Source organism: Winogradskya humida (genome assembly GCF_016862215.1).
Classification (GTDB): Bacteria; Actinomycetota; Actinomycetes; order Mycobacteriales; family Micromonosporaceae; genus Actinoplanes; species Actinoplanes humidus.
Genome location: NZ_BOMN01000129.1, coordinates 83900 through 103837, shown reverse-complemented (window position 1 = coordinate 103837; position 19938 = coordinate 83900). Strand labels below are relative to the sequence as shown.

Genomic DNA, 19938 nt, shown 5'->3' with positions numbered 1-19938 from the left:
TCGAACCCCATGTCGAACGAGGACAAGTATCTCGCCTACCTCCGGCGGGCCACCGTGGACCTGCAGGAGGCCCGCGGCAAGCTGCGCGAGTCGCAGGAGCGCGCGGCCGAGCCGATCGCCATCGTCGGCATGAGCTGCCGGTTCCCGGGCGGTGTGCGATCGCCGGAGGACCTCTGGCGGCTGCTGCGCGACGGGGAGGACGCGGTCTCCGGATTTCCCGTCAACCGGGGCTGGGACCTGACGGCGCTCTTCGACGACGACCCCGACCGGCAGGGGACCTCGTACACCCGCGAGGGCGCGTTCCTGCACGACATGGCGGACTTCGACGCCGCCTTCTTCGGGATCTCGCCGCGGGAGGCCGTGGCGATGGACCCGCAGCAGCGGTTGCTGCTGGAAACGTCGTGGGAGCTGTTCGAAAGGGCCGGGATCGATCCCCGTACGCTCCGCGGCAGCAGCACCGGTGTGTTCGTCGGCACCAACATGCAGGACTACGCGGCCCGCCTGTTCGCAGGGGTGCCGGAGGGCTACGAGGGCTTCCTCGGCACGGGCAACGCGGCGAGCGTCATCTCCGGCCGCATCGCCTACACGATGGGCTTCGAGGGCCCCGCGCTGACCATCGACACGGCATGTTCGTCGTCCCTGGCAGCGCTGCATCTCGCCGTCCACGCGCTGCGGCACGGCGAGTCCCCGCTGGCCATTGCGGGCGGCGTCACGGTGATGTCGACCCCCGGGGTCTTCGTCGACTTCAGCCGCCAGCGGGGCCTGGCCCAGGACGGCCGCTGCAAGGCGTTCGCCGATGCCGCCGACGGTACGGGCTGGGGCGAGGGCGTCGGCCTGCTGCTCCTGGAGCGGCTGTCGGATGCCCAGCGCAACGGTCATCCGGTGCTGGCACTGGTGCGGGGTTCGGCGGTCAATCAGGATGGTGCGTCGAACGGTCTGACGGCGCCGAACGGTCCGTCGCAGCAGCGGGTGATCCGGCAGGCCCTGGCCGGTGCGGGGTTGTCGGCGGTGCAGGTCGATGCGGTCGAAGCGCACGGTACGGGTACCAAGCTCGGTGACCCGATCGAGGCGCAGGCGTTGCTGTCTACGTATGGTCAGGACCGTCCCGCTGACCGTCCGTTGCTGCTCGGTTCGGTGAAGTCGAACATCGGCCACACGCAGGCCGCCGCCGGTGTCGCCGGCATCATCAAGATGGTCATGGGAATCCGGCACGGCCTGCTGCCCGCGACGCTGAACGTGGACGAGCCGTCGACACACGTGGACTGGTCCGCGGGCGCGGTGGAGCTGCTGACCGAGGCCCGGCCCTGGCCGGAGACGGGCCAGCCGCGGCGGGCCGGTGTGTCGTCGTTCGGTGTGAGCGGCACGAACGCGCACGTCATCATCGAGCAGGCCCCGGAAACTCAGCCGGAGGACGAGGAGTCGTCGTTCGACGGCTTGGTGCCGTGGGTGTTGTCGGCCCGCAGCCCCGAAGCTCTGCGGGAGCAAGCTGCGCGGCTCGCGTCGTTCGTGGACGGGCTCGCACCGGTTGATGTGGGCTTCTCGCTGGCGACGTCGCGGGCGGCGTTGGAGCATCGCGCGGTTGTTGTCGCGTCGGACGTGGCGGAGTTCCGTCAGGCGTTGGCGGCGTTGCCTGTCGTGGGTGAGGCTGCCCCGTCGCGGTTGGCTTTCCTGTTCTCGGGTCAGGGTTCGCAGCGTCTGGGTATGGGCCACGAGCTGGCGGAGCGTTTCCTGGTGTTCGCCTCGGCTTTCGACGAGGTCCTCAGTCATTTCGACCCGGCTGTTCGTGAGGTCGCTGATGCGGAGTCGTTGAACGAGACGGCGGTGACGCAGCCTGCTTTGTTTGCGGTTGAGGTGGCGCTGTTCCGGCTCCTGGAGTCGTGGGGCATCAAGCCCGATGTGCTTGCGGGTCATTCGATTGGTGAGCTCGCGGCGGCGTATGTGTCGGGTGTGTGGTCGCTGGAGGACGCAACAAAAGTTGTCTCTGCGCGTGGTCGTTTGATGCAGGCGTTGCCGTCCGGCGGTGCGATGGCGGCGATCCAAGCCTCCGAGGCCGAGGTCATGCCGGATTTGTCGGACACGGTGGGTTTGGCTGCGGTGAACGGCCCGACCTCGGTCGTGATCTCTGGTGTCGCTGCTGACGTGGACGCGGTTGCAGAGCGGTGGCGTGAGGCCGGCCGGAAGGTGACCCGGTTGAAGGTCAGTCATGCGTTCCACTCACCTCTGATGGAACCGATGCTGGATGACTTCCGCCGGGTGTTGGAGGGTGTGTCGTTTGGGACTCCGACGATTCCGATCGTGTCCGCGGGGGAGATCACGTCGCCGGAGTATTGGGTGCGGCATGTCCGCGATGCCGTTCGGTTCGGGGACGCGGTAGCTGCTACGGGTGCTGACGTCTTCCTCGAAATCGGTCCGGGTGGTGTGCTGTCCGCGTTGGGCCAGGAATCGTTGCCGGATGCGGTTTTCGTGCCCGCACTGCGTACTGACAGATCTGAAGAGCTTGCTGTTGTCTCTGCTGTCGGCCGGTTGCATGTGCGGGGAGTGGCGGTTGATTGGAACGCCTACTTCGAGGGCATGGGCGGCCGGCGGGTGGATCTGCCCACCTATGCGTTCCAGCGCGAGCGTTACTGGCTCGACGCGCTCCCGCTCGACTCGTTCATCCAGCGGCTGTCGCCGGTCGAAGCGCGGTTCTGGGAGGTTGTCGAGGGCGGTGACCTCGACGGTCTGACGCGCACCCTCGACGTGTCGTCCACCGACCCGCTGAGTGCGGTGCTGCCCCGGCTGTCGGCGTGGCGCCGCGAGCAGCGGGACCGATCCACCTCGGACGGCTGGCGGTACCGGATCGACTGGCAGCCGGTGACCCCGGAACCCCGGGAGCTGGAGGGTGTCTGGCTGCTCGTGGCACCGGACGGTGAGACCCGCACCGGGTGGGTCCGCGATTCGCTGGCCCGCCACGGCGCCGACGTGCACGTCCTGGAAGTGGATCCCACGGCGGTGGACTGGGCCGGCCTTGCGAACCGGGTCTCCGGGCTGCGTGGAGTCGTCTCGCTGCTGGGACTCGCCGACGCCGGCCCGTCGGACGTCCCCGCGGGTGTCACCAGCACGATCGGCCTGCTCCGGGCGCTCGGCGACACCGGCGAGCCCGCGCCGCTGTGGGCGGTGACGTCCGGCGCCGTGGCGGCTGCCCCGGGTGACACCGTGGACGGCTACGCCCAGTCGATGCTGTGGGGTCTCGGCCGGGTCGCCGCGCTCGAACAGCCGGACCGCTGGGGTGGTCTCGTCGACCTGCCCGAGGTGTGCGACGACCGGACCGGTGACCTGTTCGTGTCGGTCCTGGCCGGAACCGCCGGCGAGGACCAGGTCGCGGTGCGCGGCGCCGGGATCCTGGGACGCCGGCTGGCACCCGCGCCTGCCGGTGAGACGTCCGGCACGCGCTGGACACCACGGGGAACCGTGCTGGTGACCGGTGGTCTCGGGGCCCTGGGCGGGCATGTCGCACGCTGGCTGGCGGCGCACGGCGCCGGGCACATCGTCCTGACGAGCCGCCGGGGCCGTGCCGCCGACGGCGCCGAGGAGCTGATCTCCGAGCTCGCCGGGCGGGGCGCGACCGTCACGGTCGAGGCCTGCGACATCTCGGACCGGGACTCCGTCGCGGCGCTGCTGGAGCGGATCCCGGCCCTTACGGCCGTCGTGCACGCCGCGGGCATCGAGCGGTCAGGGGCACTCGCCGACCTCGGCACCGACGACCTCACCGGATTCGCCGAGGTGCTGAAGGCGAAGGTGGACGGGGCCTGGAACCTGCACGAGCTGCTGTCCGGGACGCCGCTGGACGCGTTCGTGATGTTCTCCTCGATCGCCGGTGTCTGGGGCAGTGGCGGGCAGGGCGCGTACGCCTCGGCCAACGCCTACCTGGACGCCCTCGCCGAGCACCGCAGGGCGGCGGGCCTGCCGGCGACAGCCGTCGCATGGGGACCGTGGGCGGGCGGCGGTCTGGTGGCGACCCGTGACGTGGCCACGCACCTGCAGCGCAGGGGTCTCGCCCTGCTGGCACCCGGGGCCGCCGTCGCCGGTCTCGCCACGGCCCTCGAGCGCGGCGACGGGAACATCGTCATCGCCGACGTCGACTGGCAGCGGTTCGCCGGCACGTTCATGGTGCAGCGGATGAGCCCGCTGCTCGGCGAGCTGCCCGCCGTCCGGGCGGTGTTCGACGCCGCACCGGCGGAGCAGGGCGGCTCGGCACTCACCCAGCGGCTGGCCGGCATGGACGCGGCCGGGCAGGAACGGGAACTGACCGAGGTGGTCCGCTTCGAGGCCGCCATGGTGCTGGGTCACGTGTCCGGCGACGCGTTCTCCCCGGTGCGCGCGTTCAAGGACCTGGGCTTCGACTCGCTCACCGCGGTCGAGCTGCGGACGCGGTTGAGTGAGGCGACGGGCGTACCCCTGCCCGCGACCTTGATCTTCGATTATCCGAACGCCACGGCACTGGCGGCCCACCTGCGCGCCGAGCTGTCCGGCACAGCCGCGTTCATCCCCGTGGCCCCGGCGGGGGTGAGCGACGAGCCGATCGCGATCGTGTCGATGGCGTGCCGGTTCCCCGGCGGCGTGTCGAGCCCCGAAGAGCTGTGGGAGGTCCTGCGATCCGGGGGCGACCTGGTATCGGAGTTCCCCGCCGATCGGGGCTGGGATCTGGACCGGCTGTACGACCCGGATCCCGCGAGCGTCGGCACGTCGTACACCCGGATGGGCGCCTTCCTCGACGACATGGCGGACTTCGACGCGGACTTCTTCGGGATCTCCCCGCGGGAGGCCCTCGCCATGGACCCGCAGCAGCGGCTCCTGATGGAGACGTCGTGGGAGACGTTCGAACGGGCCGGCATCGACCCGGACTCCGTACGCGGCGCCCGCGTCGGCGTGTTCGTGGGCTCGAACCTGCAGGACTACGCGCCACTGGTGGCCGCGTCGACCGACGACGCCGGTGGCTACCTGTCGACGGGCAACGCGGCCAGCGTCATGTCGGGCCGGCTGTCCTACTTCTTCGGCCTCGAAGGCCCGGCTGTCACCGTGGACACGGCGTGCTCGTCGTCGCTCGTGGCGTTGCACCTGGCCGTGCAGGCACTGCGGGCCGGTGAGTGCGAGATGGCCCTGGCCGGTGGCGTGACGGTGATGAACCTGCCGTTCGCGTTCATCGAGTTCAGCCGGCAGCGCGGGCTCGCGGAGGACGGCCGGTGCAAGGCGTTCGGAGCGGGCGCGGACGGCACCGGCTGGGGCGAGGGTGTCGGCATGCTGTGCGTGGAACGGCTGTCGGACGCTCAGCGCAACGGCCATCAGGTGCTCGCTGTCGTCCGCGGTTCCGCGGTGAACCAGGACGGCGCGTCGAACGGCCTGACCGCACCGAACGGGCCCGCGCAGCAACGGGTGATCCGGCAGGCACTGTCCGCCGCCGGTCTGGTGCCCGCCGAGGTGGACGCCGTGGAGGCGCACGGCACCGGCACGACGCTGGGCGACCCGATCGAGGCGCAGGCGCTGATCGCCACGTATGGCCAGGACCGTCTCGGTGAGCCGCTGTGGCTCGGCTCGATCAAGTCGAACATCGGGCACGCGCAGGCCGCCGCGGGCGTCGCGGGCGTGATCAAGATGGTCATGGCGATGCGGAACGGTCTGCTACCGCGGACCCTGCACGCGCAGGAGCCGTCACCCCACATCGACTGGTCCGGCGCCACGGTGCGGTTGCTGGCGGAGGCGCGGCCATGGCCCGAGAACGGACATCCGCGGCGCGCCGGGGTGTCGTCGTTCGGATTCAGCGGTACGAACGCGCACGCCATCATCGAGCAGGCGCCCGCGACGGAGCCGGTGGTGGCCATGGAACCCCCGCCGGCCGGTGGGGTCGTTCCGTGGCCGGTGTCGGCGCGGACCGCGGAGGCGTTGCGGGAGCAGGCTTCCCGCCTGCTGTCCTTCGTGCGGGACAACTCCGGCCTGACCCTGGCGGAGACGGGCCGGGCGCTGGTCGCGACGCGGGCACAGCTGGAGCATCGTGCCGTGCTGGTCGCCGAGGACCGGGACACGATGCTCGACCTGCTCGCGGCTCTCGCCGAGGGGCGGGGCAGCGTCGGCGAGGCTGGTGCGCCACGGCTGGCTTTCCTGTTCTCGGGTCAGGGTTCGCAGCGGCTCGGCATGGGTCGTGAGCTGGCGGGCCGTTTCCCGGTGTTCGCCTCGGCTTTCGACGAGGTCCTCAGTCATTTCGATCCGACCGTTCGTGAGGTCGCGGATGCGGAGTCGTTGAACGAGACGGCGGTGACGCAGCCTGCTTTGTTCGCCGTTGAGGTGGCGCTGTTCCGGCTCTTGGAGTCGTGGGGCATCAGGCCGGATGTGTTGGCGGGTCATTCGATTGGTGAGTTGGCGGCGGCGTATGTGGCTGGTGTGTGGTCGTTGGAGGATGCGGCGAAGGTGGTGTCGGCGCGTGGTTCGTTGATGCAGGCGTTGCCGTCGGGTGGTGCGATGGTGGCGATCCAGGCGTCCGAGGCCGAGCTCGCTTCCGATTTGTCGGGCACGGTGGGTTTGGCTGCGGTGAACGGCCCGAATTCGGTGGTCCTTTCCGGGGTCGCCGCTGATGTGGACGCGGTGGCAGAGCGGTGGCGTGACGCGGGCCGGAAGGTCACGCGGCTCAAGGTCAGTCATGCGTTCCATTCGCCGTTGATGGAGCCGATGCTCGACGAGTTCCGTGCGGTGCTGGAGGGGGTGTCGTTCGGGACGCCGACGATTCCGATCGTGGCCGCGGGGGAGATCACGTCACCCGACTACTGGGTGCGGCATGTGCGCGAGGCGGTCCGGTTCGCTGACGCGGTGGTTGCCACGGGTGCTGACGTCTTCGTTGAGATCGGGCCCGGTGGCGTGTTGTCGGCGTTGGGTCAGGAGTCGTTGCCGGACGCGGTGTTCGTGCCCGTGCTGCGTACTGACAGATCTGAGGAACTCGCTGTTGTCACTGCTGCGGGGCAGCTGCATGTCCGTGGCGTACGCGTGGACTGGGAGCCGTTCTTCGGCGGCGACAGCGGCCGCCGGGTGGAACTGCCGACCTATGCGTTCCAGCGCGAGCGTTACTGGCCGGCCGTGCTGCCCTCGGTGGGGGATGTCGCGGCGGCCGGGCTCGGCGCGGCCGAACACCCCCTGCTGGGCGCGGCCGTCGTCCTCGGCGGCACGGACGGGGCACTGCTGACCGGACGGCTCTCGGTACGCAGCCACCCGTGGCTCGCCGACCACGCCGTGCTCGGCTCGATCCTGCTGCCCGGGACGGCGTTCGCCGAGCTGGCGATCCGCGCGGGTGACCAGGTCGGCTGCGACGTCGTGGAGGAACTGACCCTGGAGGCGCCGCTGGTCCTGCCCGCAGACGGCGCGACGCTCGTGCAGGTGTCGGTCGGCTCCCCGGACGGATCGGGCCGCCGGGAGATCAGCTTCCACTCCAGCGCGGGTGACGACGGCCGCTCGTGGACCCGGCATGCCACCGGACTGCTCGGCACGGCTGCCCGCTCCGCCGGTATCCCGTTGCCGGAGTGGCCGCCCGCCGGTGCCGAGGCCGTCGCCCTGGACGGCTTCTACCACCACATGACCGAGGCCGGTTTCGGGTACGGACCGATGTTCCAGGGCCTGCGGGCGGCCTGGCGGCTCGACGGCGAGGTCTACGCCGAAGTGGCGCTGCCCGAGGGTGTGGGGGCGGAGGGCTTCGGCCTGCACCCGGCCCTGCTCGACGCGGCGCTGCACGCCATCGGCCTGATCGGCGATGCCGGCGGACCCGGCCGGCTGCCGTTCTCCTGGTCGGGTGTGCGCCTGTACGCCTCCGGCGCGGAACTGCTGCGGGTACGCCTGACGCCGTCGGGCGAGGACCGGGTGGCCCTGGCGGTGGCGGACGGCACGGGCGCCCCGGTCGCGACGGTGGACTCGCTGGTGCTGCGCCCGGTCTCGCAGGAGCAATTGGCCGGCGACGGCACCGGCGACGCGCTGTTCGGCCTGGACTGGGTGCCGGTCGCGCTGCCCGGCGGCGACCTCCCCTCGGTCGGCTGGGCGGGCGCGGAGACGGCGCTGCCCGACTTCGCCGTCCTTACCTGCCCGATGCCAACCGGTGCCGATCCGGCGTCCGCGGCCCACGAGGTGGCGCACTGGGCGCTGGCCACGGTGCAGTCCTGGTTGTCGCAGGAGGGCCCGCGTCTGGTGATCGTGACCCGGGGTGCGGTTGCTGTGGGTGCCGGTGATGAGGTGCCGGGGCTGGCGCAGGCGGCGGTGTGGGGTCTGGTGCGTTCGGCGCAGTCGGAGAACCCGGACCGGTTCGTGCTGGTCGACGTGGACGAGGACGAGGTATCGCCGGAGGCGCTGGCGGCGGCCCTGGCAACGGGTGAGCCGCAGCTGGCGGTGCGGTCGGGTGTGGTCATTGTCCCGCGTCTGGCCAGGGTCGAGCGTTCGGTGGTGGAGGATCCCGGGTTCGGTACGGGCGCCGTTCTGGTCACCGGTGCGACGGGCACGCTCGGTGGCCTGATCGCCCGGCATCTGGTCGCGGAACGCGATGTCCGGAGCCTGGTGCTGGTGAGCCGGCGTGGTGCGGCCGCCGAGGGTGCGGAGGAGTTGCGTGCGGAACTGACCGCGCTGGGCGCCGATGTGGTGCTCGCGGCGTGTGACGTGGCGGATCGGGACGCCGTGGCGGCGTTGCTGGCCGGGCATGAGATCTCCGCGGTCGTGCACACGGCGGGTGTGCTGGACGACGCGACGATCGGATCGCTGACGCCGGAGCGGATCGACGGTGTGTTCCGGCCGAAGGTGGATGCGGCGTGGAACCTGCATGACCTGACGAAGGACGCGGACCTGTCGGCGTTCGTGCTGTTCTCCGCCGTCGCGGGCGTGTTCGGCGGTTCGGGCCAGGGCAACTACTCGTCGGCCAACACGTTCCTGGACGCGCTGGCGCAGCACCGCCGGGCCCGGGGCCTGCCCGCCACCTCGCTGGCGTGGGGCCTGTGGGCCGAGGCCAGTGGCATGACGGGCCATCTCGACGACGCGGACCTGAAGCGCATGAGCCGGAGCGGTTTTGTGCCGCTGCGGACCGAGGAGGGCCTGGCGCTGTTCGACGCGGCTGCCACGACCGGACGGGCCACCCTGGTCCCGGCACCGATGGACCTGCCGGCGATGCGTCAGCAGGCACGATCCTGGCCCGTGCCGCCCCTGCTGCGCGGGCTGGTGCGGGGCACGGCACGCCGGGCCGCCGAAGCCGGCTCCGCGGCGGGATCGGCGTTGGCGCGGTCTCTCGCCGGCCTGACCGCGGCGGAACGGCAGCAGACGCTGCTCGACCTGGTGCTCGCCCACGTGGCCGTGGTGCTCGGCCACGGCTCGGCACACGCCATCGCGCCGGACCGCGCGTTCCGGGACCTGGGATTCGACTCGCTCAGCGCCGTCGAACTGCGCAACAACCTCAACGCGGCCACCGAGCTGCGCCTGCCGGCCACGCTGGTCTTCGACTACCCGTCACCCCAGGCGGTGGCCGCATTCCTCGACACCGGGCTCGAGGGCGCCCCCGCCGCCGTGACGACCACCCGTACGCCGGCGGCGGTGACCGGCGACCCGATCGCGATCATCGGCATGAGCTGCCGCTACCCCGGCGGGGTCAACACGCCGGAGGACCTGTGGCGGCTCGTGCTGGACGGCGCCGACGCCATCGGCGAGTTCCCCGTCAACCGCGGCTGGGACCTGGCGAGCCTGTACCACCCGGACCGGGACCACCCGGGTACGTCGTACTCCCGTGAGGGCGGCTTCCTCTACGACGCCGACCAGTTCGATCCGGCGTTCTTCGGCATCTCACCGCGGGAGGCGCTCGCGATGGACCCGCAGCAGCGGCTGCTGCTGGAGGCGTCCTGGGAGGCGTTCGAGCGCGCCGGGATCGCCCCCGAGACGGCACGGGGCAGCGCGACCGGCGTGTTCGCGGGGCTGATGTACCACGACTACGCGGCCCGGCTGCGGTCCGTGCCGCAGGACGTGCTGGGTCACCTGGGCACCGGCGCGTCCGGCAGCGTCGCGTCCGGCCGGGTCGCGTACGTCCTGGGGCTGGAGGGTCCCGCGGTGACGGTGGACACGGCGTGCTCGTCGTCGCTGGTCGCCCTGCACATGGCGGTGCAGGCACTGCGTACGGGTGAATGCGAGCTGGCGCTGGCGGGCGGTGTGGCGGTGATGTCCACGGCGGCCACGTTCGTGGACTTCAGCCGTCAGGGCGGGCTGGCCGCCGATGGCCGGTGCAAGTCGTTCTCCGACACCGCCGACGGTACGGGCTGGGGCGAGGGCGTCGGCATGCTTCTCGTCGAGCGGTTGTCGGACGCCCGCCGCAACGGGCACCCGGTCCTCGCGATCGTGCGGGGCTCCGCGATCAACCAGGACGGCGCGTCGAACGGCCTGACCGCCCCGAACGGACCGTCGCAGCAGCGGGTGATCCGGCAGGCCCTCGCCGGTGCCGGGCTGACACCGTCCGACATCGACACGGTCGAGGCACACGGCACCGGCACGACGCTCGGCGACCCGATCGAGGCCCAGGCGCTGCTCGCCACGTACGGTCAGGACCGCACCGGTGAGCCGCTGTGGCTCGGCTCGATCAAGTCGAACATCGGCCACACGCAGGCCGCCGCCGGCGTCGCGGGCATCATCAAGATGATCATGGCGATGCGGCACGGCGTGCTGCCACCGACCCTGCACGTCACCGAGCCCTCGTCCCAGGTGGACTGGTCCGCCGGCGACGTCGAGCTGCTGACCCGGGCCCGGCCGTGGCCGGAGACCGGCCGGGTACGCCGGGGCGGGGTGTCGTCGTTCGGCATCAGCGGCACGAACGCGCACACCATCATCGAGCAGGCTCCCGACGAGGGCACCCACCCGGCCCCGGCCGGCGGCGTCGTGCCGCTGATGCTGTCCGCGCGCAGCGCGAAGGCGTTGCGGGACCAGGCGGCCCGGCTGCGGGAGCGCGTCGCCGGAGAGCCGGAGACCGGCGTGCTGGACTTCGCCTACTCGTTGGCGGCGACCCGTTCGGCCTTCGACCACCGGGCCGCCCTGGTGACGGACGACCGGGCGGCGTTGCTGGCCGGGCTCGACGCCCTGGCCGGGGAGAGCGAATTCCCCGGCCTCGTCTCGGGGCTCCCCGCGATGGGCGGGGTGGGTTTCCTGTTCTCCGGGCAGGGCTCGCAGCGGCTGGGCATGGGCCGGGAGCTCGCGGAGCGCTTCCCCGTCTTCGCCGAGGCCCTCGACGAGGTCCTCGGTCATTTCGACCCCGCTGTCCGCGACGTCGCCGACGCGGAGGCGCTGAACGGGACGGCAGTGACGCAGCCGGCGTTGTTCGCGATCGAGGTGGCACTCTTCCGGCTGCTCGAGTCGTGGGGCATCCGGCCCACCATGCTGGCCGGGCACTCGATCGGCGAGCTGGCCGCGGCCCACGTGTCCGGCCTGTGGTCGCTGTCCGACGCCGCCAGGGTGGTGGCGGCCCGGGGCTCGCTCATGCAGGCGCTGCCCGAGGGCGGTGCGATGGTGGCGATCCAGGCGTCCGAGGCCGAGGTCGCGGCGGACCTGCCGGACACCCTCGGCATCGCGGCGGTCAACGGCCCGGACTCGGTCGTGATCTCCGGTGCGGCCGCCGACGCCGATGCTGTCGCCGATCGCTGGCGTGCGGCCGGGCGCAAGGTGACCCGGTTGACCGTGAGCCACGCGTTCCACTCGCCGCTGATGGAGCCGATGCTCGGCGAGTTCCGGCAGGTGCTGGAAGACGTCGCCTACCACGCACCCACCGTCCCGATCGTGTCCACGCTGACGGGACGGCTCGCCCTCGCCGACGAGCTCGCCTCGCCGGACTACTGGGTGCGGCACGTACGCCAACCGGTGCGCTTCGCCGCGGCCGTGGAGTCGATGGTGGCGGACGGCATGCTCACGTTTGTCGAGATCGGCCCCGGTGCCACGCTGACCGCCCTGGGCCAGGAATCCGCCCCGGGCGCCGGCTTCGTGCCGCTGCTGCGGGCGGACCGGCCGGAGGAGACCGCGCTGATCTCCGCGGTGGCACAGCTCGGCACGCGCGGCGTGAAGGTCGGCTGGGAAGCGTTCTTCGCCGGTCGCGGTGCCAGGCGTGTCGAGCTGCCGACGTACGCATTCCAGTACCAGCGCTACTGGCTGGACGCCGGTGTGTCGGCGGGCGACCTCGGCGCGGCCGGGCTCGGCGCGGCCGGGCACCCCCTGCTCGGCGCGGTCATCGACACCGCCGACTCGGACTGGCAGCTGCTTACCGGCCGGTTGTCCCTGGAATCCCACCCCTGGCTCGCCGATCACGCGATCCAGGGCGCGGTCCTGGTGCCCGGTACGGCGTTCGTCGAGCTCGCCGTCCGGGCCGGCGACGAGCTGGGCTGTGACCTGGTCGAGGAGCTGACCCTCGAGGTCCCGCTGGTACTGCCCGAGCACGGTGGCGTCCGGATCCAGGTACGGGTGGGAGCGCCGGACGAATCGGGCCGGCGCACGCTGACGGTCCATGCCCGGGGCGACGACAGCGACCTGTGGATCCGGCACGCGAGCGGCGTCCTGGCGGTCGGCGCCGGACCGGTCCCGGCCGGCGTCGGCACCTGGCCGCCCCCCGGCGCGGAGGCCGTGGACCTGACCGGCCACTACGACCGGATGGCCGACGGTGGCTTCGGATACGGGCCCGTGTTCCAGGGCCTGCGGGCGGCCTGGCGCTCGGGAGACGACGTATACGCCGAGGTCGCGTTGCCGGACGGGGCTGAGGCGGCCGCTTTCGGGCTGCATCCGGCGTTGCTCGACGCGGCGCTGCACGCCATCGGCCTGGCCGGTGGCGACGGTCCCGGGCGGTTGCCATTCTCCTGGTCGGGTGTCCGGTTGCACGCCTCCGGCGCGACGGCGCTGCGGGTACGGCTGTCGCCCACGGGGACCGGCGGCGTGGCGCTGACGGTCGCGGATGACACGGGCGCACCGGTGGCGACGATCGACTCGCTGGTGCTCCGGCCGTTTTCGGCACCGTCGGAGCAGCAGGGCTGGGACTCGCTGTTCCACCTCGACTGGGTGCCCGTTCCCGCGTCCGCGGGCAGCGCCGGCTCGGTGGCGGAGTTCACCGGCTGGGCCGCGGTGCGGTCGGCACTCGACGCGGGGGAGACCCTGCCGGACCACGTCGTGGTGCGCTCCGCCGGCTCCGGTGACGTGGCCGCCGTACGCGCGGAGGTGCTCACCGCTCTGGAACTCGTGCAGGGCTGGCTGGCCGACGACCGCACCATCGAGTCGAAGCTGGTGGTGGTCACCCGCGGCGCGGTGGCGGTCGGCGACGAGATCGACGTACCCGCCGCGGTGTCGGCCGCGGTGTGGGGCCTGCTCCGCTCGGCGCAGACGGAGAACCCCGGCCGGCTGGTGCTGGTGGACACCGACGACGAGGACGGCTGGACGGCGGCCCTCGCCACCGGCGAACCCCAGCTCGCGGTGCGCGACTCGACGACCTACGCGGCCCGGCTGGCCCGGCTGCGCCCGGAGGCCGGCGCCGGCCCGGCGTTCGGACCGGACAGCTCGGTGCTGGTGACGGGTGCGTCGGGCGCGCTGGGCGGCCTGGTCGCCCGGCACCTCGCCGAGCGGTACGGCGTCCGCCGGCTGATCCTGGCCAGCAGGCGCGGCGACACGGCGGACGGTGCCGTGGCACTGCGCGACGAACTGACCGCTCTGGGCACCGAGGTGGCCGTGGTGGCCTGCGACGTGGCCGACCGGGACGCGGTGGCCGCGCTGCTCGCGGCGCATCCCGTGACCGCTGTCGTGCACACCGCGGGGGTCCTGGCCGACGGGACCATCGGCTCGCTGACCGCCGAGCAGATCGACGTGGTCTTCCGGCCCAAGGTGGACGCGGCGTGGCATCTGCACGAGCTGACCCGGGACCTGGACCTGTCCGCGTTCGTACTGTTCTCCTCGGTGGCGGGCACCCTAGGCGGTCCTGGCCAGGGGAACTACGCGGCGGCCAACGCGTATCTGGACGCCCTGGCCCGGCACCGGCGCGCGGCGGGCCTGCCCGCGACCTCGCTGGCGTGGGGACTGTGGGCGGCGGGCATGGGAGCTCAGGTGGCGGCCGCCGACACCGCCGGGCTCTCCGCGCGGGAGGGCCTCGCGTTGTTCGACGCCGCCGTCGGCGGTTCCGCCCCGGTTGTCGTACCGATGCGGCTCGACCTGCGCGCGCTGCGCGGCGCCGTCGCGGTGCCGCCGATGTTCAGCGGTCTCGTGCGGACGACGAGCCGCAGGGCGGCGGGGAGCGGCGCCGACCCGGCCGCCGCGTTGCGGACCCGGCTGGCGCCGCTGGACGCGGACGAACGCGTCCGGGTGCTGCTGGACCTGGTCCGCACCCAGGTCGCCGCGGTGCTCGGGCACGCCGGTCCGGAGGCGGTCGCGCTCGGCCAGGTGTTCACCGAGCTGGGCTTCGACTCGCTGACCGCGATCGACCTGCGGAACCGGCTCAACGTGGCCTCGGGTCTGCGGTTGCCGGCGACGCTGATCTTCGACTATCCGACCCCCGCCGCGCTGGCCGCGCTGCTCGGCGACGAGCTCGCGGACGCCCCCGCCACCGCGGTTGCCGTGCCCGCCTTCGTCGCGGTGACCGGCGAGCCGATCGCGCTCGTCGGCATGAGCTGCCGCTACCCGGGTGGAGTGCGTACGCCCGAGGACCTGTGGCGGTTGCTCGCCGACGGGGCCGAGGGCATCACGCGGTTCCCGGACGGGCGCGGGTGGGACGTGGAGTCGCTGTACGACCCTTCGGGCGAGCGGGCGGGCAGCTCGTACACCCGCGAGGGTGGTTTCCTGCACGACGCCGACCGTTTCGATCCGGCGTTCTTCGGCATCTCGCCCCGCGAGGCGCTGGCGATGGACCCGCAGCAGCGGTTGTTGCTGGAGACCTCGTGGGAGGCGTTCGAGCGGGCGGGCATCGATCCGCGCTCGCTGCGCGGGAGCGCGACCGGCGTGTTCGCGGGCGTCATGTACCACGACTACGCCTCCCAGCTGTTCAGCGTCCCGCCGGGGGTCGAGAGCTTCCTCGGCACCGGCAACGCGGGCAGCGTCGCGTCCGGCCGGCTGTCCTACGTGTTCGGGCTCGAAGGCCCCGCGATGACGGTCGACACGGCCTGTTCCTCGTCGCTGGTGGCGCTCCACCTGGCGGTGCAGGCGCTGCGCTCCGGTGAGTGCTCGCTCGCGCTCGCCGGCGGTGCCACCGTCATGGCGACGCCCGGCGCGTTCATCGACTTCAGCCGTCAGCAGGGACTGTCGCCGGACGGCCGGTGCCGCTCGTTCTCCGCCGGGGCCAACGGCACCGGCTGGGGCGAGGGCGCCGGGATGCTGGTGCTGGAACGGCTGTCCGACGCCCGCCGCAACGGGCACCCCGTCCTGGCCGTGGTGAGCGGCTCGGCGGTGAACCAGGACGGCGCGTCGAACGGCCTGACGGCGCCCAACGGCCCCGCGCAGCAGCGGGTGATCCGCCAGGCGCTCGCCGGTGCGGGGCTGACCCCTGACGACGTCGACGCCGTGGAGGCCCACGGCACGGGCACGACGCTGGGCGACCCGATCGAGGCGCAGGCGTTGCTGGCCACCTATGGCCGGGACCGGGCCGGGGACCCGCTCTGGCTGGGCTCGCTGAAGTCCAACATCGGCCACACCCAGGCCGCCGCCGGTGTGGGCGGCATCATCAAGATGGTCATGGCGCTGCGCAACGGCCTGCTGCCGAAGACGCTGCACGCCGACGAGCCCTCGCCGCACATCGACTGGTCCGCCGGCGCCGTGGAGCTGCTGACCGAGGCCCGGTCGTGGCCGCGGGGTGACCGGCCACGCCGGGCGGGCGTGTCGTCGTTCGGCTTCAGCGGCACCAACGCGCACGTGATCATCGAGTCGGCGCCGGATCCCGAGGTGCCGCAGGACGCCGTGCCGGATCCCGGCCTGCCGGACCGCGAGGTGTCCCAGGCTCCCGCCGCTCCGCCCGGCCCGTGGCTGGTGTCCGGCCGGAGCGAGCCGGCCCTGCGGGAGCAGCTGGCGCGGCTCCGGGATGCCCTGGCCGCGCTGCCCGGGCCCGATCCGGCGGTGGTCGCCCGGGCGCTGGCGACGTCACGGTCCGGGTTCGAGCACCGGCTGGCGGTTCTCGGCGGTGACCTCCCGGAGCTGATGGCGGGGCTGAGCGCCGCCACGGAGGGCCGCACCGGGGGCGCGGTGGTGCGCGGGGTCGCGTACGAACATCGGCTTGGTTTTCTGTTCTCGGGTCAGGGCTCGCAGCGCCTGGGCATGGGACGTGAACTGGCCGGGCGTTTCCCGGTGTTCGCCGAAGCCCTGGAAGGGGTGCTGGCGCAGTTCGAGCCGCGGGTGCGGGAGGTCATGGCCGGCGATGACGCCGGCGCGCTGAACGAGACCGGCGTGACCCAGCCGGCGTTGTTCGCGGTCGAGGTGGCGCTGTTCCGCCTGCTGGAGTCCTGGGGTGTACGCCCGGACGTGCTGGCGGGCCACTCGATCGGCGAGCTGGCCGCCGCACACGTGTCCGGGGTGTGGACCCTCGCCGACGCCGCGGCTGTCGTGTCGGCCCGGGGTTCGCTGATGCAGGCGTTGCCGTCGGGCGGTGTGATGATGGCGATTCAGGCGTCCGAGGCCGAGGTCGTCGCGGAACTGCCGGACAGCGTGGGTATCGCGGCGGTGAACGGCCCTGACGCTGTCGTCGTCTCCGGTGTCGCCGCTGATGTGGAGGTGGTTGCCGGCTACTGGCGTGACGCGGGCCGCAAGGTGACCCGGCTGCGGGTGAGCCACGCGTTCCACTCGCCGCTGATGGAGCCGATGCTCGACGATTTCCGGCGGGTTCTCGAGGGGGTGTCCTTCGGGACCCCGGTCATCCCGATCGTGTCGACGCTGACCGGTGAGCTCACGTCGGCCGAGGAGCTCGCGTCGCCGGAGTACTGGGTGCGGCACGTGCGGGAGTCGGTGCGGTTCGCCGACGCGGTGACCGGTACGGGTGCCGACCTGTTCGTCGAGATCGGCCCGGGCGGGGTGCTGTCGGCGCTGGGGCAGGAATTCCTGCCGGACGCGGTCTTCCTGCCGGCCCTGCGCGGCGACCGGGCGGAGGACACCGCCGTGGTGACCGCGCTCGCCGAGCTCCACGTCAGGGGCGTGCACGTCGACTGGGCCGCCTACTTCCCCGGCCACGGCTACGAGGTCGAGCTGCCGACGTACGCGTTCCAGCAGCAGCGGTTCTGGCCCGACACGACCACCCGGCCCGCCACCGACGCGACCGGTCTCGGACTCGGTTCCACGGGTCACCCGTTGCTGGGTGCCGCGGTGGCGTTCGCGGACGAGGACGCTGTCCTGTTCACCGCCCGGCTGTCGCTGCGGACGCATCCGTGGCTGGCCGACCACGAGATCATGGGGTCGGTCCTGCTGCCCGGGACCGCCCTGCTCGAACTGGCGGTCCGCGCCGGTGACCAGGTCGGGTGCCCCGCCGTGGAGGAACTGACGCTGGAGGCGCCGCTGGTGCTGCCCGGGCGCGCGGGTGTGCTGCTGCAGGTACGGGTGGGCGCACCGGACGGTGCGGGCCGGCGCCCGGTCGCGATCCACGCCCGCGACGAGGACGAGGACACCCCGTGGGTCCGGCACGCGAGCGGCTTCCTGACCGCCGGGGACGCCGGACCCGCGGCGGAGACGGGGGACTGGCCGCCCGCCGGAGCCGAGGCCGTCGATCTGGACGGGTTCTACGAGGGCATGGCCGACGGCGGCTTCGCGTACGGCCCGGTGTTCCAGGGCCTGCGATCGGTGTGGCGCTCCGGGGATGAGGTGTACGCCGACGTCGCGCTGCCCGACGGCGTCGACGTCACCGGGTTCGGCGCGCATCCGGCGCTGCTGGACGCCGTGCTGCACGCGCTGGCGTTCGGGGTGCTGGCACCGGCGGGGAACGGCCGGCTGCCGTTCTCGTGGAGCGGGGCGCGCCTGCACGCAGGGGGAGCTACCGCGCTGCGCGTACGGCTGACCCCGGTGGGCCCGGAGGCGGTGGCACTGTCCATCACGGACCGCCGTGGCGCCCCGGTGGCCACGGTGGACTCACTGGTGCTGCGTGCCGTGTCACCGGGACCCGTACGCCGCCGCGAGTCGCTGTTCCGGCTGGACTGGGTGCCGGTGTCCCCGGCGGCGGGACTCGCCGGCCCGGTGTCGGAGTTCGCGGACTGGGCGGAGCTGAGGTCGGCGCTGGACGCGGGGGAGCCGCTGCCGGAGAACGTCGTGATGCGCTGCGACGGCGACGGCACCGGCGGGGCGGACGAGGTGCACCGTCTGTCGCACACGGTGCTGGAACTGGTGCAGGGCTGGCTGGCCGACAACCGGTGCGCCCGGGCCCGTCTGGTGCTGGTGACGCGCGGTGCGGTCGCCGTCGATGCCGGTGAGGATGTGCCGGATCTGGCGGCTGCCGCGGTGTGGGGGCTGGTGCGGTCCGCGCGTACGGAGAATCCGGACCGTTTCGTGCTGGTGGACGTCGGCGCCGAGGACGACTGGAAGTCGGCCGTGAGCAGCGCGGAACCCGAGCTGGCCGTGCGTGCCGGTGAGGTGCTCGTGCCGAGGCTCGTCCGTGCGGCCGCCACCGCACCGGCGGATTCCGGGTTCGGTGCCGGTCCGGTGCTGGTGACCGGTGCGAGCGGCAAGCTGGGTGGTCTGGTGGCCCGGCATCTCGTGACGGCACACGGGGTGCGCCGGCTGGTGCTGGCGAGCCGGAGCGGCCGGATGGACGAGCTGCGCGACGACCTGGCGGGCCTGGGCGCCGAGGTCGCGGTGGCGGCATGTGACGTCGCGGACCGGGAGGCAGTGGCCGCGTTGCTGGCCGCGCACCCGGTCTCGGCGGTCGTGCACGTGGCGGGTGTCCTCGACGACGGGGTCCTCGGATCGCTGACCCCCGAGCGGATCGACGCGGTGTTCCGGCCCAAGGTGGACGCGGCGTGGCATCTGCACGAACTCACCCGGGACCTGGACCTGTCCGCGTTCGTGCTGTTCTCCTCCGCCGCCGGCACGTTCGGCAACGCCGGCCAGGGCAACTACGCCGCGGCCAACGCGTTCCTCGACGGGCTCGCCCGTCACCGGCACGCTCAGGGCCTACCCGCGACGTCGCTGGCGTGGGGCCTGTGGTCCGGCGAGGACGGCATGGGCGCCCGGATGGCGGGCACCGGTGCCGAGGGCCTGACCGTCACCGAGGGACTGGAGTTGTTCGACGCGGTGGCCCGCGGGACCGACCCGGTGGTCCTGCCGATGCGGCTCGACCTGCGGGCCGTACGGGCGCTCACGGTGGTGCCGCCGATGTTCCGGGCCCTGGTACGCACACCGGCCCGGCCGGTCGTGGAGCCGAACGGTGATCCGGCGGCCGCCCTGCGGGACCGGCTGGCCGTGCTGCCGGGCTCGGAACGGACATCCGCCCTGGTGGATCTCGTGTGTGAGCATGTCGCGGGCGTGCTGGCCCTGCCCGGGTCACACGCGGTCGACGACCGGCGCGCCTTCACCGAGCTGGGCTTCGACTCGCTGACCGCCGTCGAGCTGCGCAACCGGCTCGGCGCGGCGACCGGGCTGCGCCTGCCCGCCACCCTGATCTTCGACCACCCCACCCCGCTCGATCTGGCCGGCCTGCTCGCGGAGTCATTCGTGATCGACGAGCCCGGCGGGGTGGCCCCGTTGCTCGCCGAGCTGAACCGGATCGAGGCGAGCCTCGCCTCGATAGAGCCCGGCGACGACGAGGACGACCGGGTCGGTGCCCGCCTGTCCGCCCTGCTGGCGGCGTGGCGCGACACCCGGGCCGGCGCCGACGCGGCGAAGGCGTCCGACGACATCGACGCGGCGACGGATGACGAGGTGTTCGAACTGCTCGGCAAGGAGTTCGGCATCTCCTGACCCGCTCGGCCACCCCCTCACCCGACGCTGCGAGAA

General features: G+C 72.8%; 1 protein-coding gene. It reads left to right on the top strand.

The window, feature by feature from the left end; genetic code table 11:
* Window positions 1–9 precede the first annotated feature (9 nt).
* Window positions 10–19902 carry a type I polyketide synthase gene (locus tag Ahu01nite_RS51055; RefSeq protein WP_275411830.1) on the top strand — a complete coding sequence of 6631 codons (19893 nt, stop codon included), beginning with the start codon at window positions 10–12 and terminating at the stop codon, window positions 19900–19902.
* Window positions 19903–19938 lie beyond the last annotated feature (36 nt).

What these genes read in the sequence shown, in the direction of transcription:
- Ahu01nite_RS51055 (WP_275411830.1), top strand. Translation starts at nt 10, where the DNA reads ATGTCGAACGAGGACAAGTATCTCGCCTACCTCCGGCGGGCCACCGTG.